This is a genomic window from Oribacterium sinus (assembly GCF_963537195.1).
Lineage (GTDB): Bacteria > Bacillota > Clostridia > Lachnospirales > Lachnospiraceae > Oribacterium > Oribacterium sinus_A.
The window spans coordinates 1-20,840 of sequence record NZ_CAUTEG010000037.1 but is presented as its reverse complement, the minus strand read 5'-3'; the positions used below and the strand labels follow the sequence as shown (position 1 = coordinate 20,840).

The 20,840-nt window shown below is 41.3% G+C and carries 20 protein-coding genes and 2 riboswitches; of the genes, 19 read left to right on the top strand and 1 reads right to left on the bottom strand.

The genetic code is table 11. The features are described from left to right. Window positions 1-447 precede the first annotated feature (447 nt). The 8 genes from RYL27_RS05920 (at window position 448) to RYL27_RS05885 (ending at window position 8,750) form a co-directional block, all read left to right on the top strand. On the top strand, window positions 448-1,455 hold the full coding sequence (locus RYL27_RS05920) for a LacI family DNA-binding transcriptional regulator (RefSeq protein ID WP_314965919.1): 1,008 nt from the start codon (window positions 448-450) through the stop codon (window positions 1,453-1,455). A gap of 32 nt (window positions 1,456-1,487) precedes the next feature. Then, window positions 1,488-2,324, top strand: a complete 837-nt coding sequence (locus RYL27_RS05915; RefSeq protein WP_314965918.1) for a carbohydrate ABC transporter permease — start codon at window positions 1,488-1,490, stop codon at window positions 2,322-2,324. A 13-nt stretch (window positions 2,325-2,337) separates the two neighbouring features. Next, the gene (locus RYL27_RS05910; RefSeq protein ID WP_314965916.1) at window positions 2,338-3,648 is read left to right on the top strand and encodes an ABC transporter substrate-binding protein; all 1,311 of its coding nucleotides are present in this window, start codon (window positions 2,338-2,340) and stop codon (window positions 3,646-3,648) included. A 60-nt stretch (window positions 3,649-3,708) separates the two neighbouring features. Next, window positions 3,709-4,587 (top strand): carbohydrate ABC transporter permease, encoded by an 879-nt coding sequence (locus RYL27_RS05905; RefSeq protein ID WP_314965915.1) that lies wholly within the window; start codon window positions 3,709-3,711, stop codon window positions 4,585-4,587. A 26-nt stretch (window positions 4,588-4,613) separates the two neighbouring features. Beyond that, window positions 4,614-5,978 (top strand): family 4 glycosyl hydrolase, encoded by a 1,365-nt coding sequence (locus tag RYL27_RS05900; RefSeq protein WP_314965913.1) that lies wholly within the window; start codon window positions 4,614-4,616, stop codon window positions 5,976-5,978. Further along, complete coding sequence (locus RYL27_RS05895) at window positions 5,978-6,889, top strand: carbohydrate kinase family protein (protein WP_314965911.1); 912 nt, start codon at window positions 5,978-5,980, stop codon at window positions 6,887-6,889. Before RYL27_RS05900 ends, RYL27_RS05895 begins: the two co-directional genes overlap by 1 nt. Before the next feature lie 236 nt (window positions 6,890-7,125). Then, on the top strand, window positions 7,126-7,326 hold the full coding sequence (locus RYL27_RS05890) for an AbrB/MazE/SpoVT family DNA-binding domain-containing protein (RefSeq protein WP_314965909.1): 201 nt from the start codon (window positions 7,126-7,128) through the stop codon (window positions 7,324-7,326). After that, complete coding sequence (locus tag RYL27_RS05885; protein ID WP_314965907.1) at window positions 7,323-8,750, top strand: helix-turn-helix domain-containing protein; 1,428 nt, start codon at window positions 7,323-7,325, stop codon at window positions 8,748-8,750. The genes RYL27_RS05890 and RYL27_RS05885 overlap by 4 nt, the downstream gene beginning before the upstream one ends. A 198-nt stretch (window positions 8,751-8,948) precedes the next feature. On the opposite strand, the gene RYL27_RS05880 is transcribed toward RYL27_RS05885, so the two are convergent. Beyond that, window positions 8,949-9,353 carry a PaaI family thioesterase gene (locus tag RYL27_RS05880; protein WP_314965905.1) on the bottom strand — a complete coding sequence of 135 codons (405 nt, stop codon included), beginning with the start codon at window positions 9,351-9,353 and terminating at the stop codon, window positions 8,949-8,951. Window positions 9,354-9,743: 390 nt separating this feature from the next. On the opposite strand from RYL27_RS05880, the gene RYL27_RS05875 reads away from it, so the two are divergent. The 11 genes from RYL27_RS05875 to RYL27_RS05825 all read left to right on the top strand — a co-directional run. Further along, a complete protein-coding gene (locus RYL27_RS05875) occupies window positions 9,744-11,432 on the top strand; it encodes an N-acetylmuramoyl-L-alanine amidase family protein (RefSeq protein WP_314965903.1) in 1,689 nt (562 codons plus the stop codon). Between the two features lie 157 nt (window positions 11,433-11,589). After that, entirely contained in the window at window positions 11,590-12,528 is a 939-nt protein-coding gene (locus RYL27_RS05870; RefSeq protein WP_314965901.1) for a class B sortase, read from the top strand. A 628-nt stretch (window positions 12,529-13,156) separates the two neighbouring features. After that, a riboswitch (cyclic di-GMP riboswitch) is annotated at window positions 13,157-13,232 on the top strand. 162 nt (window positions 13,233-13,394) lie between these two features. Beyond that, window positions 13,395-13,470, top strand: a riboswitch (cyclic di-GMP riboswitch). Window positions 13,471-13,536: 66 nt separating this feature from the next. Next, window positions 13,537-13,971 (top strand): CAP domain-containing protein, encoded by a 435-nt coding sequence (locus tag RYL27_RS05865; protein ID WP_314634693.1) that lies wholly within the window; start codon window positions 13,537-13,539, stop codon window positions 13,969-13,971. Between the two features lie 219 nt (window positions 13,972-14,190). After that, the gene (locus RYL27_RS05860) at window positions 14,191-14,385 is read left to right on the top strand and encodes a hypothetical protein (RefSeq protein ID WP_007156894.1); all 195 of its coding nucleotides are present in this window, start codon (window positions 14,191-14,193) and stop codon (window positions 14,383-14,385) included. A gap of 90 nt (window positions 14,386-14,475) precedes the next feature. Further along, entirely contained in the window at window positions 14,476-14,952 is a 477-nt protein-coding gene (locus RYL27_RS05855; protein ID WP_314965899.1) for a hypothetical protein, read from the top strand. Then, the gene (locus RYL27_RS05850; RefSeq protein ID WP_314965897.1) at window positions 14,945-15,955 is read left to right on the top strand and encodes a transporter substrate-binding domain-containing protein; all 1,011 of its coding nucleotides are present in this window, start codon (window positions 14,945-14,947) and stop codon (window positions 15,953-15,955) included. The genes RYL27_RS05855 and RYL27_RS05850 overlap by 8 nt, the downstream gene beginning before the upstream one ends. 400 nt (window positions 15,956-16,355) lie before the next feature. Then, window positions 16,356-17,009, top strand: coding sequence for an amino acid ABC transporter permease (locus RYL27_RS05845; RefSeq protein ID WP_314965896.1), 654 nt, complete (start codon window positions 16,356-16,358; stop codon window positions 17,007-17,009). Beyond that, window positions 17,002-17,709, top strand: coding sequence for an amino acid ABC transporter permease (locus tag RYL27_RS05840; protein ID WP_308579171.1), 708 nt, complete (start codon window positions 17,002-17,004; stop codon window positions 17,707-17,709). The genes RYL27_RS05845 and RYL27_RS05840 overlap by 8 nt, the downstream gene beginning before the upstream one ends. A 91-nt stretch (window positions 17,710-17,800) precedes the next feature. Beyond that, on the top strand, window positions 17,801-18,577 hold the full coding sequence (locus tag RYL27_RS05835) for an amino acid ABC transporter ATP-binding protein (RefSeq protein ID WP_314965892.1): 777 nt from the start codon (window positions 17,801-17,803) through the stop codon (window positions 18,575-18,577). Between the two features lie 35 nt (window positions 18,578-18,612). Then, the gene (locus RYL27_RS05830; RefSeq protein WP_314965891.1) at window positions 18,613-19,551 is read left to right on the top strand and encodes a cysteine ABC transporter substrate-binding protein; all 939 of its coding nucleotides are present in this window, start codon (window positions 18,613-18,615) and stop codon (window positions 19,549-19,551) included. Window positions 19,552-19,778: 227 nt separating this feature from the next. Further along, window positions 19,779-20,840 (top strand): GGDEF domain-containing phosphodiesterase (locus tag RYL27_RS05825; protein WP_314965889.1); only part of this gene is annotated, 1,062 nt, incomplete at its 3' end.

The window sequence follows — 20,840 nt, the reverse complement described above, 5'->3', positions numbered from 1 at the left end:
AGCGAAAAACTTCGATTCTCTTGTTTTTCGCAAGTACCGACGGGCTCAGACTACCCCTCATTTAGACCTATATTGCCGAAAATCTATTTCTTATTTTGATTTTTACAGCCCTTTTTTTGTTGCTAATGGAAAGTCCCTTGAAAAAGTTGAGAAAACTCGAAAAAGTCCCTTGAAAAAGTTGTGAGATGGAAAACCACCATTTTTGAAAAGGGTTCTGAGGAAGAAAAAAATATTGAAAAAAGAGTATTTGCTAAGAGATAAAGATCTTAGAAACTCAAGTTACTAGTAATAATATCTAAAGCATGAGAAAAAAATCTGAAACAGTTGAAAATATAATGAAACAACTGAAACAATATTGACTATAATTAACCACTATATACAATAAAATCTATAAATTACAATTATTATTTACATATAATACACTAGAAAGTAGAGATAAGTTATTGCATGGCAAATGATAGTCCAAAAGTAATTTCAGCAACAATTAGAGACGTTGCCAAAGCTGCCGGCGTTTCTCCGGCTACTGTTTCAAGATACTATTCAGGAAGTAGCGTAGTAGGAACAGAGCTGAGTAATCAAATTGAAAATGCGGCAGAAAAGCTTGGCTATATTCATAAATATAGAAAAAGAAAGGATAGAGGGGTTATTGCTCTGTTGCTTTCGGATTTAGAACTATCATTTTATGGAGATGTAGTAAAAGAAATTTTAGAACAGCTATCAAGGTATAGGTTTCGCTTGATTATCATTCCTTATTCCAATGAAGAAAGTGACTATAAGCATTTTATTACGGAAATGAATATCGAAGGGGTTATTTATTTAGATGAAAATATTAACCCGGATATTTTAAAATATATTCATTCAAAAAACATAAAAACCATTATGTGTGGCGGTGTTTCCCAAAATGATAAGGTGGAATCGGTACATGTTAATGATTTGCTAGCGGCCTACGAAGGGATGAAATATCTTATTAAATTAAAACATGAAAAGATACTGGTTCTTTCTGACTTTGAAAATAAAATGGGATCTACTTTTCAAAGACTAATGGGATGTAGGAAAGCCTTAGAAGAGTATTCTCTGCAAGGTCAAGAGGAGCTTATTGCTTACGGGAAAATGACCTATGAAATGGGGTATCGTTTGACTGAAAAAATGCTTAAAGCAAAAAAAGATTTTACCGCAGTATTTGCATTTAGTGACGAGATGGCAATGGGTGCAATTAAAGCATTAATCGCAAATGGCTTAGAGGTTCCAAGGGATATTTCGGTTTTGGGCTTTGATGATATAGCTTTTGCAGAAAAATACAATCCACCATTGACCACGATTCACCAACCGATTAAAGCCTTTGTTACACAGTGCTTGGATTTCTTTATGAATGAAACAGAACATAAAACTTTAGATATTATGTTTCCCTTTAGAATAATAGAGAGGAGCACCTGTGCAGAAAATCAAAGGGTATAAAAGAAACAAATTCAAGAGAAAGGAGAAAATAAATGCCGAACTACCAAAGAATACTTCTTCTTAGAACAATAAAGATTATTTTATTAGCTGTTTTTACGCTAATATCGATTGCTCCTTTGGCATGGATTTTACTTTCTTCCTTTAAAACAAATCGAGAAATCATGCTTTCTGCATTTTCCTTTCCTTCAAGCTTTGATTTTAAAGGATACAAAGTTGCGTTGGAGGTCTCCCCCATACTTCAGTTTTATGGAAACAGCCTAATCATTGCTACTGCAAGTACAATATTAAATCTTTTGTTTGTATCCATGACGGCATATGTATTTGCAAGGTTCGAATTTAAAGGAAGAGCCTTTATGGCATTAATGATTTCTTCGTCCCTCTTAATTCCCAGCTCTGCACTACTTATGCCGATTTACAGGATCATGGTGAGTATTCATCTGTTTGATACAATTGTAGGATTGATTTTAGTGCACACTGCTTTGGGGCTACCAACCTCCTTCTTTGTTATTCGAAGTTACTTTCAAAGTATTCCGAAGGAATTGGAAGAGGCTGCATATATTGATGGCTGCGGATATATGAAAACATTTTTTGTAATCGTACTTCCTTTGGCTAAGTCAGGACTGTCTACCGTTGCCGTTCTACAGTTTTTAATGTCATGGAATGAATTTATGTTTGCCTTGGTTTTAACAAAGTCAGAAAAAGTAAGAACATTACCTTTGGCGTTGAATTATTTTACTACGCAGTTTTCGTTTAACTACACGGCTCTTTTTGCAGCCCTTACGATGGTGATTCTTCCCAGCATTATTATTTACATCATCTTACAAGAACAAGTGACGCAAAGTATGGTCACCGGAGCAATAAAAGGTTAAGGAAGGAGAAATTATGAAAAAAGTAGTTAGGAAGTCATTGTCTATGCTATTAGCGGGAGCGGTATGTATTGGAGGGTTGTCAGCTTGCTCAACTTCTTCAAAAGAAGCATCCGGTACCGAAGCAAAGGGGCAAGAGGCAAGCAGAGAAGGTCAAGTTGAAATCACCTTTGCTACATCCTGGGTTGGAGTGAGTTCGTCAAAGGAATGGTTTCATAATAGACTGGACGCTTTCAATAAGGAATATGGTGATGAAATCAAAGTAAATGTTGAGGAAATTGCCGGAGATCAGGCTTATGTAGATAAGATGAAAGTCTTATATAGTTCGGATGCGTTGCCGGATGTGATTGCGGCAGGAGGCTATAATTTAATCGATACGATGCAGGATAAGTTTGTGGATTTAACACCTTACATCGATGAAGAATGGAAAAATTCTATTGATGAAAAATGCTGGGAAATCAATTCCCGTGATGGGAAGATTTACGGTGCCCCCATTTCCAAGCAGGTTATAGGCTATTTTTATAATAAAGATTTATTTAAAAAGGCCGGTATAGAAAAGCCTGCAAGCACTTGGGAAGAGTTTTTCCAGAATTGCGATAAATTAAAGGCTGCCGGAATTACTCCTTTATCTATGGATACGGCAGATTCCGGATGGGTAACTTCTCTTATGCTTGGTGCCATAGTTGGACAGACAGAGGAAGGGGAAAAGTTTATGAATACAAGCCTTCCCGAGGATTATAATCAAGAATATTTTATTCATGCGGTTTCTGATATTCAAAAGATGTTTAACGAGTATACCTCTACGGATGCCATTGGCGGTGCTTATGAGAATGCAGCCGGAAATTTCTTTACGGAGCAAACTGCTATCATAGCGAATGGACCTTGGATGGTGGGGGATTTTTACGACACGGATAAGGTGGAAGAGGGCTTTGCAGACAAGATTGGCGTAGCTGCGTTTCCCGGAGATGTTATGTATGATGCAGGAAAGATTGGTTTTAATGTAGCAGCTAAGACGGAAGAAAAAAGAAAGGCAGCAGCTACTTTTGTGAAGTTTATGACCAATGAAGACAGTCAAAAAGCTAATGTGGAAATTACCGGTGAGATTCCCTGCTTAAAGAAAGAAGTAGACTCTAAAGTATATCCTCTGGTTCAAGAAACCATCCACTTGGCCAATACAGCAAAGAGACATATCAATGATTTTCAGTCTTTATGGTTTGCCAATGTAGTGGATGAAGTGAGTGTGGAATATCCATTATTGGCCCAAAACAAAATTACTGCAGAAGAATTTGCAAAAAAATTAACGGAAGCAGCCCAGAAGAATCAGTAAAATTATAAGTTGATCGATGATGCTAAGACTGTTTCCAGCAATAGGAAGGTGAGGAATACTATGCAATCAAGGAACAAGAAATGGATGATTATACTTTTTTCTCTACCGACAATGATACTATTTATGATGTTGTATCTTGTTCCTATGCTTATCGTGTTTATAACTTCCTTTTTTGAATGGAAATCCGGTGGAGTATTTCATCCGGTGGGGCTAAAGAACTATCTGCTTGGATTTACAGCAGATCCAAGGATGCTTCAATCTATATTTAACACAGTGATTTGGACTATTTTGCAAGGTATTTTTCATGTTTTTATAGGGACAGTTTTAGCATTGATTTTAGCCAAGCGTTTTCGTGGGTGGAAAATTTTTAGAACCATTTTTATGATTCCCAATGTAATCTCTTCTGCGGCATTAGCGGTTATCTTTTTAAATGTTTTTAATGCAAAATATGGGCTGCTTAATTCTTTTCTGTCCTCAATAACAGGGAAGGAAATTACGAAGAACTGGTTTTTTGATCCGAATAGTGCGTTTTTAACAGTTACCAGTATGTGGTTACTCTATTCAGGGATGATTGTCATTATCGTTCTTGCAGGGCTGTTTTCTATTCCTGAGGATATTTATGAGGCGGCGAAAATAGACGGTGCATCTGATTTTGTGATGGACATGAGCATTAGATTGCCTTTGATTCGCCCGGTTCTAGGAACTGCGGTGATTATTGCGGCTACGAGTATGTTGAGAGAATTTGAATTGATTTTCTTGACGACCAATGGAGGGCCGGGAGATTTAACTTTAAACTTGCCACTATATTTGTATAAAACAAGTCTGAAAGAAAGTAATTATGGCTATGCCAATATGATGGGAGTTGTATTAATCATCACCGGAGTTCTATGTGTATTCTTTATCAATAAGATATTTAAGATGAATGAAACAGACATGTAATAGTTTGCAAAGGAAGGAGTTTTGTCATGAAAATAGCGGTTATAGGCGGTGGGGGAGTAAGATCCATCTTTTTGGCAAAAAGCCTTATGCAACAGGCAAAAAGATTAGGGATTAAGCATATTGTTTTTATGGATAATGATTCCAGAAAGCTCAATATTTTTGGAAAAATGTCCGTTAAGATTGCCAAGTTAATTGATCCGGATGTAGTATTTGAAATCACAAGCAATCCGGAATTTGCCATTAAGGATGCAAATTACATTATCACGACTATTCGTGTAGGTGGTGATGAGATGCGGGTTCGGGATGAAAGAGAAGCTTTATCGCTAGGAATCTTAGGGCAGGAGACAACCGGAGCAGCAGGCTTGTCCTTTGCCATGCGCTCTATCCCTGCCTTACAGGAGTATTGTGAACTGGCGAGAAAAATAGCCTCCCTAGATGTTAAGATATTTAATTTTACGAATCCGGCAGGGGTAGTATCTCAGACTTTAAGGGACTTGGGCTATGATTTTACTTTTGGCATCTGTGATGCTCCAAGTGGCTTGTTGAGATCTTTTGCTAAATTATATGATGTGAGCCCGGATAGCATTACAGGAGACTGCTATGGCTTAAATCATCTTTCTTATTTTAATAGCATAAAATTGGATGGAAAGGAGATCTTACCTGAGCTCCTTAAGAATCCGGATATCTATAAAAAAACGGATATGCGAGTTTTTAAACCAGACCTTGTAAATCACTTCTCCTGCGTGTTAAATGAATATTTATATTATTTTTATTACAGAGAGGAAGCGGTAGAGAATATTCTCAGAGCAGGAATTACCAGAGGAGAGGTAATCAGAGATATCAACGAACAGATGCTTCAGGAACTGGAAAAAATGAATGTAGATCAAGACTTTGAAGCTTGCCTGAGAGTTTTTGAAAAATGGTATGGTGAAAGAGAATTGGCCTATATGTCAAATGAAACAGGTGTAAAGAGAGAAGAGTCAGAATACCATTTTGATATTTACTCTCCTGATGAAGGGGGATATGCCGGGGTAGCGCTTTGGTATATAGAGGCTGTAAGTGGACAGCAGGATAAAGAAATGATTCTTTGTGTGCCAAATGAGGGGGCTATTCCGGGATTACGGGATGATGATGTTGTGGAACTTACATGTACTATTCATAAGGGGAATATCCTGACCCATAAGGTTAATCCTGATCCGGTTCCCATGACCTTGATTCGACAAGTAAAAGAATATGAGAGACTGGCATCCTATGCGATAAGAAAACGAAGCATCTCTGCTGCGATAGATGCGCTAATGGTGCATCCGCTGGTAAACTCCTACTCTTATGCTAAAAAGCTTGTGGATAGATACATTGATCTTAATCAGGACTATATTGGAGGGTGGCACTAATGAGCTTTGTGGCAGGTGTTGGAGTTTCCAATTTGGATATGATTTATACCGGAGTAGGACGCCTTCCGGAAGAAGGAGAAGAAGTCTTTGCAAATGATTTTCGTCTTTGCTTAGGCGGTGGAGTTCCTGCTACCATCATCAATTTACATCGTTTAGGAGTTCCTTCTAAATTTGCTACTTTTCTTGGAAAAAATATGTTTTCCCGATATGTTGAAGAGCAATTCAAACAATACGGCGTAAACTATACCAATCTTTATCATGGGGATAAAAATCCTATATGTATTACCACTTCCATGGTGACAGAAAGAGATAGAACGTTTATGTCCTATAGGGAAGAAGTAGAATTTGACGAAAGATTACAAGCACAGATTTTTGAGTATTTAAAGGATGCCAAAATCGTAACGATGCATTTTGGGTTATTTGATGTATACAAGAAGTTAAAAGAAATTGGTTGTACCTTAGTCCTGGATAGTGGTTGGGATGACAATATGTCCTTGGAGCAGTATCAGGATTACCTTAGCTTGGCGGATTATTATCTTCCTAATAGAAAAGAGGCATTGAAAATAAGCGGAAAATCCACAATAGAAGAAGCATCCAAGGTACTTAGTGATTTCTTTGAGGATGTCACTATAAAATTAGACCGTGATGGTTGCTACCATTTTAATAGAGTGGACAAAAGTTCTCGGCTGATCCATACCATTCCGGTAAAAAAAGCGGTGGACTCTACAGGCGCAGGGGATGCATTTTTAAGCGGATTTCTTTATGGCTTGATGAAAGGGGAGAGCATTTCAAAATGTATTAGCTATGGAAATGTAATGGGAAGTGCTTGTGTGCAGGAAATTGGCTGCTTGGGAGCCAGTGTGAGTGAGAAGGAACTGGTAGAGTTATCAAGATATAATGAGCTTGATTAATGTTGCTCCTTTATTAGGGAGATGGGATATTTAGAGGCGGTATTTGCCGCCTCTTTTTGACTTCGTATTAGTGAAGACTGTAGTAGGGAAGGGACAGTTTTGCTTTATGTAAATTATATAAATTGAACGAAGAAAGATAGGCTAAACTAAGCAAGACACCGCTAATTTTAGCGTGGGAAAAATCTTCTAAAAATGCTATAATTTTCGTAGGAAAAGTAGGGCGAAATGAATTAAGCATGAAAAATGTATTTATGGATACTGCAAAACTTATGTCCAGGGGGCAGGTTACCATTCCAAAGAGGATACGAGATCTTTTGAATTTAGAAAATGGGGATTATGTTACTTTTGTAGTTAATAAAGATAGAGTTGAAATTCATAATTCCAATGTTTTATCGAAGAAAACATTAAGAAATAAAGGTGGTGAAATGACGATATGACGATAGATGAAATAAAGAAGTTAATTCAAGTCGGAGAAAAGACAGATGTCGAATTTAAAGAATCAAAAATTGCTTTAACTAAAGATGTCTTTGATACAGTATGCTCTTTCAACAATAGAAATGGAGGACATATTTTACTTGGTGTAAATGATAAAAGAGAGATTGTTGGCGTTAGTAAAGATAGGGTAGATAAAGTAATTAAGGAATTTACTACGGCAATCAATAATCCACAAAAGATGTATCCTCCACTTTACTTACTTCCAGAAGTCTTTGATATTGATGAGAAAAAAGTAATTTATATAAGAGTCCCTGAAGGTTATCAGGTTTGCAGACACAATGGAAAAATTTGGGACAGGTCTTATGAAGGAGACATCAATATTACAGATCATTCAGAGCTTGTATATAAGCTATATGCAAGAAAACAAGGAAGCTATTTTGTTAATAGGGTATATCCGAATCTTGATATTGATTTTCTTGATGCTTCTGTTATTGCTAAAGCCAAGAAAATGGCTGTCTCCCGAAATAAAAATCATGTTTGGGAGAATATGAGTAATGAAGAACTTCTTAGGAGTGCCAATCTTATCCTGACAGATCCGGAAACAAAGCGGGAAGGAATTACATTGGCTGCCATTCTTTTGTTTGGAAAAGACAACTCTATTATGTCTGTTCTTCCGCAACACAAAACTGATGCAATATTCAGGGTTGAAAATAAGGATAGATATGATGATAGAGACGTAGTCATAACAAATCTGATTGATAGCTATGATAGACTGATAGAATTTGGGCAAAAGCATTTGAATGATCTATTCGTATTGGACGGAATTGTGAATGTCAATGCAAGAGATAGGATACTTAGAGAGATAGTTTCCAATACACTGGCTCATAGAGATTATTCAAGTGGTTTTCCTGCAAAGATGATTATTGACGATGAGAGGATTACGGTTGAAAATAGCAACTTGGCTCATGGAATGGGAGCGTTAGATTTGCAGAAGTTTGAGCCATTTCCTAAAAATCCAGCTATATCAAAGGTGTTTAGAGAAATAGGTCTTGCGGATGAACTTGGCTCAGGAATGAGAAATACCTATAAGTACACACAGCTTTATTCAGGACAAAATCCGTTATTTGAAGAGGGAGATATATTTAGAACGATTATTCCTTTAAAGAAGATAGCGACACAAAAGGTTGGTGGAGGGAATGTCGCTCACGATGTCGCTCAAGGTGTCGCTCACGATGTCGCTCACGATAAGATAGCCCTCGCAGAGTTTATCAAAGAAAAAGTGAGAAGCAATGGTAGGATTACAAGAAAGGCTATTGCAGATGAAGCTAGAGTTAGCGTGAAAACTATCGAAAGAACTATAAAAGAAATAGACAATTTGAATTATGTAGGAAGTGGTAATAATGGTCATTGGGAACTTAATGATTAAAAGTAAGTTGATTATATCTAAAAAGTGCTCGGTCTGAGCACTTTTTCTTTTGGAGTGTTTTTTTACAATCCCTTTTTGGGAAGAGCGTAAAGCATTTAGTTTTGTGGAGAATAATAGTTCTCAAATTATAACACTATAATCTTTGATGCCTCGTTGGGAAACCAACGGGGTATTCATCAGTGATTTTTCCGCACTTTTTTAATCTTCCACCTCTCCAATAATATACATGGTCATTCTGGCAGTACAGAAGAGCTTATCTTCCTCGTCTTTAACCGTCACGTCCTGCACTACCGTGGTTTTTCCCTTGTGCAGAGCATTACATTCCACAAAGAGCTTTGTGGCTCCCGCCGGGCGAACGTAATTAATGTTGCCGGAGAGGGTGACATTTTTTACTCCGTAGGCATAGGCGGCCATGCCGGAGGCAATATCACAGAGGGTGTAAAGGGCACCGCCATGAACGGCGCCATAATGATTCAACATTTTCTCTGTAGCCTCAATGCTGTAGAGGCAGTGTCCCGGCTCGATTTCTAAAAGCTCTATCTTGTCAAAACCGGATAATTCCTGAATATGGGCACGAACGCCCTCCATTACCTTTTCTCTCATTTTCATCCCCTATTTAAATCCTTGTGTGCGGAAGAAATAGATGATTCTTCTACGCACCGGATTTATCTATACAACAGAATCGTTTTATGAAGTCTATAGCGAATACGGCTTTCCGGGAAAATGCTGAACGTGCTTTAGCTGTTTCGGGCATTTAGTATAGCATTTCTTTTCCATAGTTAAAATGCCTAATTGGGCGATTCCTGTTTTTAATACTTGTTTGAGCCACGGGAAAAGTTTAAGTTATTTTACTTTCGAATAGAAACTATACGAAAAACTCTAATTTTTTGCAAAAATTCTATAAACTTAAGAAAAATTCCTTTTCAAGAAAACGAAACTACAGTAGTATGTGAACTGGAAAAAAGCTCTATTTTTTTGAAAAGGAGAATGATTATGAAGAAGCCGGACAAAAACAAGATGGGAAGAATCGGGAAGATGCTTGTCTTAGGAACAGCTTTACTAAGCATGGCAACCCCTATGGCTGCTTTTGCCAAGACCGACAGAGTGGATACTCCGGGAACCTGGCGGAAGCAGGGAGAGAAATGGCAGTTTGTCAGAGAATACGGTGCACCGGAAAAGGGATGGCTGGTGTATAAGAATAACTGGTATTATCAAAGCCCAGTAGAGGAGCTGATGGAAACAGGCTGGCTGAACCTTCAGGGAAAGACTTATTTTCTCAGTACGGAAAATAATGCAAGCTTCGGTCATGTTGTAACGGGCTGGCAGTGGATTGACGGCTATTGCTATTATTTTGAAGAGGCGGATCAGGCGGATTACGGGGTTCTGTTCACCGGTGGAAAAACCAAGGATGGCTACTATGTGGATGCCAATGGTCGTTGGTTAAACGGTGCAGGTGGAGAGCCTGTTTATATCAGCGGTAAGGGATTGTCTGCAGCGGTGTCCGACCAGCAGGTAGCCGGTGTAAGCCGTAGTATTCCTTCCGGAAATGCAGGTCAGGTGGCCGGTGTAAGTCGTTCCGGCGGTAGTTCGTCCGGCGGTAGCTCTTCCGGTGGTTCTGTAAGCAGAGGAGGCTCAAGCAGCTCTTCCGGCGGATCCACAAGTGGAAGCGGCTCGAGCAGTAGTTCCGGCAACTCCACAAGCGGAAGTACTTCCGGTGGAAATGCAGGTAATACCGGAGCCAATGCAGGGAATACAGGAGATAACGCCGGAAATACAGGAGCTAACGCCGGTGGAAATAACAGCGGAAACAATACCGGCAATACAACGGATAATACTGGCAATACCGGAAATACCGGAAATACCGCTTCTTCTTCAAACCTTCCGAAGGAAGAGGATGGAAAGCCGGAGGAGAAGCCCGGCACCGGGGACAATGGCAATACCGAAGAAAAGCCCGGCACCGGAGAAAGCGGAAAGCCGGAAGAGAATCCTACACCGGAACAACCTGAGGAAAAGAATGTTATTAAGCTGGTGGGAGAAGCCAAGGTTAATCAGGATGTGAAGCTGTATGTATCTAAGGATATTATGGACAGTATCGCGTTTGTTTCCGTCGGTTTTCAGCCGGTTTTACCTGAGTCTCATAGAGAGAACGAGCCTAGCTACTCCTTGGATCGGGAAAAGCAGATTCTGACTCTTCCCAAGAGTCTATTTAAGAAAAGTAAAACTTATGACATCTCTATCCAGGCAGGGGGAATTCAGCCTTTCCATGATATTACAGTCGAGGTAAAAGACGATGTGGAAGTCCCTTTTACAGCAGAAAAGGGTGAGCCGGAGGTGCTGAATAAGGGAATTCTTTTAGGACCTACTTATGCAGCTTTGAATGAAGAAGCGGATTTACATGCTTTCCGAGTTACCTATGTTCCCGGAAAAGGAATGCCGGAAAAGCCCTGGTGGACAACGCGTTTAAAGTCTGTGGTGGTAGAGAAAACCCTCTATGAAAGAGTAAACTCCGAGAAGGAGTTTTTAGAGAAGAAGGATGTGTATTACATTGTGCCTGAGGATGCAGAGGAAGGCGCCAATACCATTCTTTTGTCCGATTCCGCATTTGAAGATAAGGAGAAATTTGATCTGATGTTGGAGTCCGGGAATCCTCTAGAGAGTGTGATTTGGGATATGAAAGGCTAAATCAAAGCGAAGGATTTTATTGTATTTTCATTCCGGCCGAAATATAGTAAGGAAGAAGTGACAAAATATGCTCGGAATTCTATGCTAAGCTAAAGCAAGCCCTTTGCCTTAGGGGAAGGGGTTCATTTAGCGGTAGAAGGCCGGAAAGAGAGTACTAATGGAAGATAAAAATCTGGATCAAAAGCTTTCGGACAATCATCCGGAAGAAACGAAAGTATTGGATACGAATACACAAGTAGCAGACAAGCCAAAATCAAAGAAGAAAAAGAAGCAAAGCTTTATTCATTATCTGATTCCCACGGTGTTGTTTATTTCCATGATTGTCTTCGGAGGCTTGTTCCTCCGGGACTTTCTGGAATATCGGGCGGCGGAGGATGAATACGCTTCCCTGCAGGATCATATCGTGATTTCCGAGGAGCCGAAGAAAGAGGCGCCAAAGAAAGAGAAGGCCAGTGAGGACGAATTTGATGATGAGGCAGAAGAGGAGCCTGTAGATTTGCTCCATCCTCATTTTCAGATTGACTACGGCGCTCTCTCCGGGGTAAATGCTGATTTCACCGCAGTTTTGCATGTGCCGGCTCTTTCCATCACCTATCCGGTGGTGAAAAGTAAGGACAATGAAGAGTATCTTCATAGAACCTTTGAGGGAAAGGCAAACTTTGCAGGATCTATTTTCCTGGATGCAAATGCCAAGGGAAGCTACGATCATAAGAACACCTTCATTTTCGGTCACAATATGAAGAATGGAACCATGTTCGGAAAGCTGAAGTATTTCCTTCGGGACGATCAGCTGGCAAACAGCAATCCTTATGTCTTTCTTTGCCGACCGGAGGGGATTACCCGTTATCGTATCTTTACCTATTACTTAACTACGGTGGAAAGTCCCATTTACAATGACTTCGAAGGAGACAAGGGCTATGATCAGTATTTAAGTCTGATTCAGAGACTTTCCTCTTATAGAAATTATCCAAAGGACAGCATCGACTTTTCCCGGCGACCGGATATCATCACCCTGTCCACCTGTTCAGGACCTTCCGGAGGAAACCAGCGCTTTATTGTGCAGGCGGCTTTGGAAGAGGTGTATCAGAACGGGTAAGTATATTCCGTTTCTGCGTAAAATGGAGAAGAAAAGCTCCTTGCAGCAAAGAACATAGAAAAGTAAATATCTAAAGAGAAGAAACAGCCTTGCCTGTGTTTTTCCATTTTAAGCTTTCGTAAAGTGAAGAATGGGAAATGCCACAGAGCAGGGCTGTTTTTTGATGTTTAGGTGTAATACTTTTGAAACTGTTCAACAGTCTATAGTATGAAGAAAATTTTGATGGAAATCGTGTTATGCCTAAAAAAATCAAGGATACTGAGGGGTTAGTCCCTAAAAAATATTAAGAAACAACAACACAAAATCACAGATATAATTATTTTTAAAAAATAGTTTGAAAAATACTTATATAAATTAATAAATAAGGCGATACATTAAACAGAGATAGAAATTCCACTAGAAAACATGTATCTCTTAAATAGAATAAAGATTTTGTTTACCACCCAGTATAAATTATGAATGCACTCTCAGAACTTATATAAATAAAAGTGATAACAAATTCGAAAAAACTTTTAAGAAAACTGTTGACATAGCAAAGGGATATGCTATAATCCAAATTGTAAGTCATTTGGAACTCTTGCACAGGGGACGAGTAAGAGGATCTCGACTTACCAGCAGATTCTGACCGGATCTGTTTGAGCAAAATCGGGGAAACCCGGTGACGCAAAGCTATAGGGCCTGTAATATGGCAGCCAGTTGCGATCTTCCAGTATGAAGATGTTACTCAACAAGTAAACAAACTCATTTCATCGAAGATTACGGTTAGCTGGCAACTAGAAAGGGAATTCTAGATGTCGGTTTTTTTATTACTCGAAAAGAAAGTATGGATTTTTTCTTTTCATCATATGGTGTCACCGTAAGATACGGTAGGACATCGGCAAACCCGGGGAAATCCGGCGACGCAAAGCTATAGGGACTGTAAAATGTCAGCCAGCTGCAATCAAGAATCCCCTGACCAGGGTGAACTGATTCTGCTTCCTGACTCCCTCTTTATGAAGGAGTTATCACATGAAAAAGTTAGTTATCAAACTTGTTGTACTTACAGCATTATTTACCGCATTTTTCGCTATGACTGCATTCGCTGCAAAGGGCGATGCTAAAGCCGCTTTTACTAAAGTTAACGAAATCAGAGTTGCAAACGGCCTTCAGCCACTTACTTGGAACTTCCAGATCGAAAACGCAGCTAAGGTAAGAGCTACAGAAATCGTTAGAAGCTTTTCTCACACAAGACCTGATGGATCTGCATGGTACACAGCAGATGCAAACGTTCTTTACGGAGAGAACTTAGCACAGTATTTCGATGGCGCTGATGAAGTTGTAGTTGCTTGGATGAATTCTCCGGCTCACAGAGCAAACATCCTTAAGCCGGAGTTCAAGTCCGGAGCTATCTACACTGTAGAAGTAAATGGCGAAGTTTACTGGGCACAGGAATTCGGTATCTAAAGAGAAGTATAAAAGAACTGAAAACAAAATTGAAAAACTTGAAAAAATTGAAAGAGTACGTAAGGGAAAGAGCTACCGAAAAATCATCGGCAGCTCTTTTTCGTTACAGAAATTTTCTTTTTATCAAAAAAATGAAAGGAATTGCAAAGCGTAGTTTTTTTATGATAGAATACAGTACACCGTAGCAGTACCGGCAGTACTTCATGAAGGGGATAGCGTATGGATAGCAAGGAAATTCGAAATGGAACATTCATCGTACAGGTAAAGTACACGGAGAATGAGACTTGGCAGGGGAAGGTTACCTGGGCAGAAAAGAATAAGAGTCAGTATTTTCGGAGCGCTTTGGAGATGCTGAAGCTGATGGATAAGGCTCTTACCGAGGAAGACTTCCCGGATGAGGAAGAAGAGGAATAAGAAAGCTGCGAAGTCAGTGCGATAAGTTGCAAAGGAAGCTTGTCTAAGACCATTGCCGAACTAGGCAACAGGGCAGCGGTGAAGGAGACTATGGAAAATCAATTGGAAAGGCTTTACGCCATAGACTTATTGGGGATTCTGGTACATAAGTATCAGGATGGTCAGCTTGAGGGAGAAATCATTCATCAATATAAAGAGGAAAGTACTCCCTTTTTTGGCGTACTGGATTTAATCAAGAAGATGGAGCTTCAGTACGATGAGTGGGACTATCCCCAAACCTCCACCAGAGACCGGAGCTTTCGGAAAAGAGAGAAGTATACTTACCCCAATCGTAAGGGAAAGAAACGTCTTCCGGATGAGGCGGGAACTTTGGAGAAGTTCCCCATTATTCAGAAAAGAGGGAAGGCGAGCACCTTCTTTATTCATACCAAATATCGGCAAAATGCTACCTGGCAGGGGGATATTTTTCGCGTGGATGAGGAAGCCTGCTTCCCCTTTAAGAGTGTACTTCGGATGCTTCAAATCATGGACCGGGAAATGAGAAAGGATCAGGGGAAAGATGCATAAGAGGGCTGCTTTTTTCGGCAAGCTTACTGTTCTGCCTCTTTTTTTGTTTGTCCTATTTTTTGCCTTCGCCTTAAGTTCCTGTGGAAAGAAGAGTACCGGAAAGATTCAGGGCAGGGAAATCCGTTTGGGGATTGACCGGGACAATGCGCCCTTTTCTTACCTTGATGAGGAGAAAAATCCCGCCGGATTTGATGTGGAATTGATAGAAGCCATTGCCAAGCTGGAGGGCTTTACCGTGAAATTTGTTCCCATGAATCCTTCGGCTTTACAGTCTGCTGTGGTGACCGGCACCATTGTAGGGGCTATGGGAGGGATTGAAATTCGGGAAGAAAAGCAGCTGAGCTTTTCGGAAGCCTATGGAAGTTCTACCTTGGGACTTTTATATGGAAAGGATTTTTCGGAAACGAAGGGGCAGTCATCTGTACCCATGGGCAGATCTTCGGAATCCGAGGAACAGCCTTCGGTATCGGAGAAGCAGTCTTCGGCATCTGGGGATCAGTCATCGGCATCGGAGCAAATGCCTTCTTTACAGGGGAAGAGCATCCTGGTCAAGGAGGGAAGCGGTACGGCGGCTTTTCTGGAAAGCATCCGACAAAAGGAAGGTTTTTCTCTGTTGGTGGTGCAGGAAAACCAAGATCTTATCCGGGAATGGCTGGAAGGAAAGGGTGATTTTATTGCGGAGGATCTTCCGGTTTTGGAGGCCATGAAGGAAGAAATTCCTACAATCGATGAGACGGGAAGGATGGAAGACTATCTTCCTCCGGATCTTTTGGGCATCAGCGAATTTGACGTGCAGAAAGAGAAAAATAGCAGAGCAGGGCAGAATATAGAAATATTTTCCCTAAAAGAGGAGCAGCATTACGGCCTGATGGTGGGAATGGGGCAGAATAAAGAGCTGCTTCGTGCCTTTGTTCGGGGGCTGAAAAAGATGAAGGAAAATGGAGAGTGGGAGGCGCTTACGAAAAAATATGCTCTTTTTTCTTCCAATTTAAATCCCCAGTAAAATGCTATGAAATACTTGACAGGGAGAAAAAAAGCTGTTAGCATAGCAAACAATTCAGTTTGATGAAGGAATTTTTGAGAAAGGATTGTTGGCAGGATGAGAAGAAACAGAACAGAAATCAATATGATGAATTGCTGCTGTTGCTGTTGCCGTATGCATAGTCATAGGGCTTTTTGCCGTGCCAGCTGATTCTGAGGATATTTTTTGCGGATATATTTCAGCGAGCTGTTTCGGCAGCTCGCTTTTTTGTTTTTTATGACTGACCTACGCAGAGTGTGAGGTTACTCATTTTTAAAGAGTGTTGCGGCAAAGCATGCAATAGTTCATTTTCAAAAAAGAGTGTTGCGGCAAAGCGTGCAATAGTTCATTTTCAAAAAAGAGTTCTAAGGGGGAGAGTATTTTGGATATTGGGTTTATAAAACAGTACATACCGATGTATGTGGAGGCGGGAAAGCTTACCCTGAGCATTGCCTTTCTGGGGATTTTGTTTTCCTTACTGATCGGTCTTGCCGCCAGCTTGATTTTATACTATAAGATTCCGCTTTGGCGGAGGGTGGTGCAGGTCTATGTGGAGCTTAGCAGAAATACGCCCCTTCTGGTGCAACTGTTTTTTCTTTATTTCGGTTTACCGAAGCTGGGAATACGCTTCAGTTCAGAGCTCTGCGGTGTCATCGGCTTAAGCTTTCTGGGAGGAGCCTACATGACGGAGGCCTTTCGTTCAGGACTTTCCACCGTGCAGAAGATTCAAAAAGAATCTGCCCAGAGCCTGGGGCTGTCTAAAGGACAGATTATGCGTTACGTCATTTTCCCCCAAGCCTTATCGGTGTCGATTCCGGCCATCGTGGCCAATATGATTTTCCTGATTAAGGAAACCTCGGTATTCAGCGGCATCGCCCTTGCGGATTTGATGTATGTCAGCAAGGACTTGATCGGCCTGTATTATAAGACGGAGGAAGCCTTACTGATGCTGGTAATTTCTTATCTCATCATGCTTCTGCCCCTCAGTATTTTGGGAAATGTTTTGGAAAGGAGGATGCGCATTGCTTATGTTTAATATTTTACTCTCGGCAAATGCAGAGAAGCCTCCGGTATATACCATTCTTTTTGCGGGGAATAATTTTCAACGTCTTTTGTGGGGGCTCTTTGTTACCCTTCGAGTCAGCCTGATTGCAGTTTTGCTTTCTCTTCCCCTGGGGATTCTTTTCGGGCTTTTCATGAGAAGAAAGGATCCCATAAGTCGGGGAATCAGCCAGCTTTATCTGGCCTTTATCCGGATTATGCCGCCGCTGGTTTTACTGTTTTTGGTCTACTTCGGAACGGCAAGGATTGCGGGCTTTCATCTTTCCGGAGAAGCCTCCGGAATTCTGGTCTTTACCCTCTGGGGTACGGCGGAAATGGGAGACCTGGTTCGAGCGGCCATCGGCAGTATTCCCAGGCACCAGAAGGAAAGCGGCAGGAGTCTTGGTTTGAGTTCTTGGCAGATTTACCGCTATATCATTATTCCCCAAACCGTAAGACGCCTGATTCCTTTAAGCATTAACCTGATTACCAGAATGATAAAAACCACTTCGTTGATTGTTTTGATCGGTGTGGTGGAGGTGCTGAAAACAGGGCAACAGATTATTGATGCCAACCGTTTTCAATATCCGAAGGCCTCCATTGTGATTTATGCGGTGATTTTTTTCCTGTACTTTATCGTGTGCTTCCCCATTTCCCAGCTGGGAAAATATCTGGAAAAGAAGCTTAAGGTATAGCCTGAAGAAAAAAGAGTTTTAAAAACGGTTTGGCAGGATGAAAAACGGTTTAGCAGGTCTAAGCACGGAAAATGTATAGAGAAAGGAAACTATGGAAGAAATTGTACAAGAACAGCTTTTAGAGATAAAACATCTGGAGAAAAGCTATGAGGATGACAGCCCCGTGTTAAAGGATATCTCTTTATCGGTGAAAAAGGGAGAGGTGGTGGTGCTTTTGGGGCCCTCCGGCTGCGGTAAGTCCACCCTGCTTCGCACCATTATGGGTCTGGAGCGTATTCAGGGGGGAGAAATCCTTCTGGAAGGAAAAAATATTGTGGGAAAAAGTGAGGAGGCTCGAAAAGAGCGGCAGAATCTGGGAATGGTTTTCCAAAGCTATGACCTCTTCCCTCACATGAGTATATTGGAGAACCTTCTTCTGGCGCCCATGAAGGTGCAGGGCAGAAAGAGGGAGGAGGCTGTGCAGGAAGCCAGGGAGCTTTTGGCCAGAGTGCATCTTTCCGATAAGGAAAATGCCTATCCCTCCATGCTTTCCGGAGGGCAGAAGCAGAGAGTTGCGATTATTCGTTCTCTGATGATGCATCCGAAGTTGATGCTTTTCGATGAGGTCACGGCGGCTCTGGACCCGGAAATGGTTCGAGAGGTTTTGGATGTGGTGATGGAGCTGTCGGAGCAGGGCCTGACCATGCTGATTGTGACTCATGAAATGGGCTTTGCCAAGGCGGTGGCGGATAGAGTGCTGTTCCTGGAAGGGGGAAAGATTGTAGAAGAAAATACCCCGGAGAACTTTTTCCAAAAACCCGATACGGAGAGGGCACAGCAGTTTTTACAAAATTTTTCTTACGTGTCTCATAGACATGTTGGAAGATAAATGTTTATTCCGGAGACCCGGAGAGAGGAGAAAATATGAAGAAAAATGTGATTTTTAGCGGAGTGGCGATTTTAGCAGCCCTTTCCCTGGCAGCCTGCGGAGGCGGAAAGAAGGCGGAAGAGGGAAAGACTACTGCAGCTGCGGAACAGGGTTCCCAAAAGGCGACAGAGCAGGCAGGAGAAAAGGCGGAAGCGAAGACTGCTGAAACCGATGGAAAGTCCAGCTTTAGAACCGTAGATGAAATCAAGAAATCCGGTGTGATTCGTATCGGTGTGTTTACGGATAAGGCACCCTTCGGTTATGTGGATGAGAAGGGCGTAAACCAGGGCTATGATGTGTACTATGCCCACAGAATTGCGGATGATTTAGGGGTAAAGGTGGAATTCACTTCTCTGGATCCCGCTTCTCGTGTAGAGTATGTTTCTACCGGTAAGGTGGATATTACTCTGGCGAACTTTACCGTAACCAAGGAAAGAGCGGAGAAGGTGGATTTTGCTCTTCCTTATATGAAGGTGGCTCTCGGCATAGTTTCTCCGGACAATGCGGTGATTAAATCTGTAGATGAGTTAAAGGGAAAGACCCTGATTATTGCTAAGGGAACCACTGCGGAGACTTATTTTGAGGCAAATCATCCGGAAGTTAAGCTGCAGAAGTATGATGCCTATGCGGATGCTTACAATGCACTTCTGGACGGAAGAGGAGACGCTTTCTCCACTGACAACACCGAGGTAATTGCTTGGGCTAAGTCCAATCCGGGCTTTACCGTAGGCGTTGAGACCTTGGGAGACTATGATACCATTGCCGCCGCAGTGGCTAAGGGTAATGAGAGTCTTCTGAACTTCCTGAATGAGGAAATTGAAAGCCTTGGAAAGGAGCAGTTCTTCCATAAGGATTATCAGGAAACTCTGGAGCCTGTTTTCGGTTCCGATACCGATCCGGACAGCATTGTAGTAGAGGGCGGAAAGCTTAGTTAAATTGTTCTTTCGCTTTACGGTATAAAAAATATTTTTGTAGAAAATAATTAACATTTAAGCAAAATACAAAAAGAGAGAAAAGAGGGGATTATATCTCCTCTTTTTTTTGACGATAGAGGTAAAGCAAAGGTTTAAACTGCTTCCTTCAGGGAAACAGCTTGGAAGGACAGCAGGAAACAGTTTCGATGGATGAGCAAGGATGCTCTGTTGCGTGGGAAGGAGTCAAATTGAATACAGAACAAGAACTTCTTCCGGGATGGATGAAGGAAAAGGACAGCTTAGGCAGTATTTTCAAGGATCCTTTAAGCAAGACCGTAAAAAACCAGGCCTTTCGGGACTTGGCTAAGCGGTATATGGAAGTAGGGCAATGTGCGATTTACTTCAATATTATAGATTTTAAGTTATACAATGAGCGCTTCGGCTTCGAGGCGGGAGATGCTTTGATTCTGGCTATGGCTAAGATTTTGAAAAAATATTTTCCTTATGCCCTGATTACCAGAATGTATGCGGATCAGTATGTTTTATTAACCCCAAGTTCCGGACATTATGAGGCGATATCCAAGGTGAGAGCCGCTATACAGAAGCTGGATCTTCCCATGGCTTTGGATTTTAAAGCCGGAATCTGCTTTGTTCGGGAGCAAAAGAGCATCAGCGCGCTTTGTGATAAGGCAAAAATTGCCTGTGACAGTATAAAAAAAGAACGGGAAATTTTTTCTCGCTATTATGATGAGGAGCTGGGACAGCTTCTGACCAAACAAAGATATATTGTGGATCATATTGAGGAGGCTATGGCAGAGGGCTATATCAAGGTCTATTACCAACCCCTGGTAAGAGCCTTGACCAAGGAAATCTGCGGTTTCGAAGCCCTGGTGCGCTGGGCGGATCCCCATTACGGCTTCCTTTCTCCTGCGGAGTTTATTCCGGTTTTGGAAGAGTATCATTTGATCCATAGGCTGGACTTGTATGTGCTGGAGAAAATCTGTCAGGATTATCAGAAAACCAAGGAAGAGGGGGGGAGTTTGGTGCCCGTTTCCTTGAATCTTTCTCGAATGGATTTCGAGCTTTGCGACGTTTTCCGGGAACTGGAAGAACGGATGACCAAGTATCAGGTGCCCAGAGAGATGTTGACGCTGGAAATCACCGAGTCGGTTTTAAACAAAAGTCAGCTTCTCATCAGCAGCCAGATTAAGCGCTTTCATGAGGCGGGCTATAAGGTTTGGATGGATTATTTCGGCTACGGCTACAGCTCCTTGAATATTTTAAAGGAATTCGATTTTGATCTGTTGAAA

What these genes read in the sequence shown, in the direction of transcription:
- RYL27_RS05830 (WP_314965891.1), top strand. Translation starts at nt 18,613, where the DNA reads ATGAAGAAAAATGTGATTTTTAGCGGAGTGGCGATTTTAGCAGCCCTT.
- RYL27_RS05915 (WP_314965918.1), top strand. Translation starts at nt 1,488, where the DNA reads ATGCCGAACTACCAAAGAATACTTCTTCTTAGAACAATAAAGATTATT.
- RYL27_RS05860 (WP_007156894.1), top strand. Translation starts at nt 14,191, where the DNA reads ATGGATAGCAAGGAAATTCGAAATGGAACATTCATCGTACAGGTAAAG.
- RYL27_RS05835 (WP_314965892.1), top strand. Translation starts at nt 17,801, where the DNA reads ATGGAAGAAATTGTACAAGAACAGCTTTTAGAGATAAAACATCTGGAG.
- RYL27_RS05890 (WP_314965909.1), top strand. Translation starts at nt 7,126, where the DNA reads ATGAAAAATGTATTTATGGATACTGCAAAACTTATGTCCAGGGGGCAG.
- RYL27_RS05895 (WP_314965911.1), top strand. Translation starts at nt 5,978, where the DNA reads ATGAGCTTTGTGGCAGGTGTTGGAGTTTCCAATTTGGATATGATTTAT.
- RYL27_RS05920 (WP_314965919.1), top strand. Translation starts at nt 448, where the DNA reads ATGGCAAATGATAGTCCAAAAGTAATTTCAGCAACAATTAGAGACGTT.
- RYL27_RS05850 (WP_314965897.1), top strand. Translation starts at nt 14,945, where the DNA reads ATGCATAAGAGGGCTGCTTTTTTCGGCAAGCTTACTGTTCTGCCTCTT.
- RYL27_RS05840 (WP_308579171.1), top strand. Translation starts at nt 17,002, where the DNA reads ATGTTTAATATTTTACTCTCGGCAAATGCAGAGAAGCCTCCGGTATAT.
- RYL27_RS05870 (WP_314965901.1), top strand. Translation starts at nt 11,590, where the DNA reads ATGGAAGATAAAAATCTGGATCAAAAGCTTTCGGACAATCATCCGGAA.
- RYL27_RS05865 (WP_314634693.1), top strand. Translation starts at nt 13,537, where the DNA reads ATGAAAAAGTTAGTTATCAAACTTGTTGTACTTACAGCATTATTTACC.
- RYL27_RS05900 (WP_314965913.1), top strand. Translation starts at nt 4,614, where the DNA reads ATGAAAATAGCGGTTATAGGCGGTGGGGGAGTAAGATCCATCTTTTTG.
- RYL27_RS05855 (WP_314965899.1), top strand. Translation starts at nt 14,476, where the DNA reads ATGGAAAATCAATTGGAAAGGCTTTACGCCATAGACTTATTGGGGATT.
- RYL27_RS05880 (WP_314965905.1), bottom strand. Translation starts at nt 9,353, where the DNA reads ATGAGAGAAAAGGTAATGGAGGGCGTTCGTGCCCATATTCAGGAATTA.
- RYL27_RS05875 (WP_314965903.1), top strand. Translation starts at nt 9,744, where the DNA reads ATGAAGAAGCCGGACAAAAACAAGATGGGAAGAATCGGGAAGATGCTT.
- RYL27_RS05885 (WP_314965907.1), top strand. Translation starts at nt 7,323, where the DNA reads ATGACGATAGATGAAATAAAGAAGTTAATTCAAGTCGGAGAAAAGACA.
- RYL27_RS05905 (WP_314965915.1), top strand. Translation starts at nt 3,709, where the DNA reads ATGCAATCAAGGAACAAGAAATGGATGATTATACTTTTTTCTCTACCG.
- RYL27_RS05910 (WP_314965916.1), top strand. Translation starts at nt 2,338, where the DNA reads ATGAAAAAAGTAGTTAGGAAGTCATTGTCTATGCTATTAGCGGGAGCG.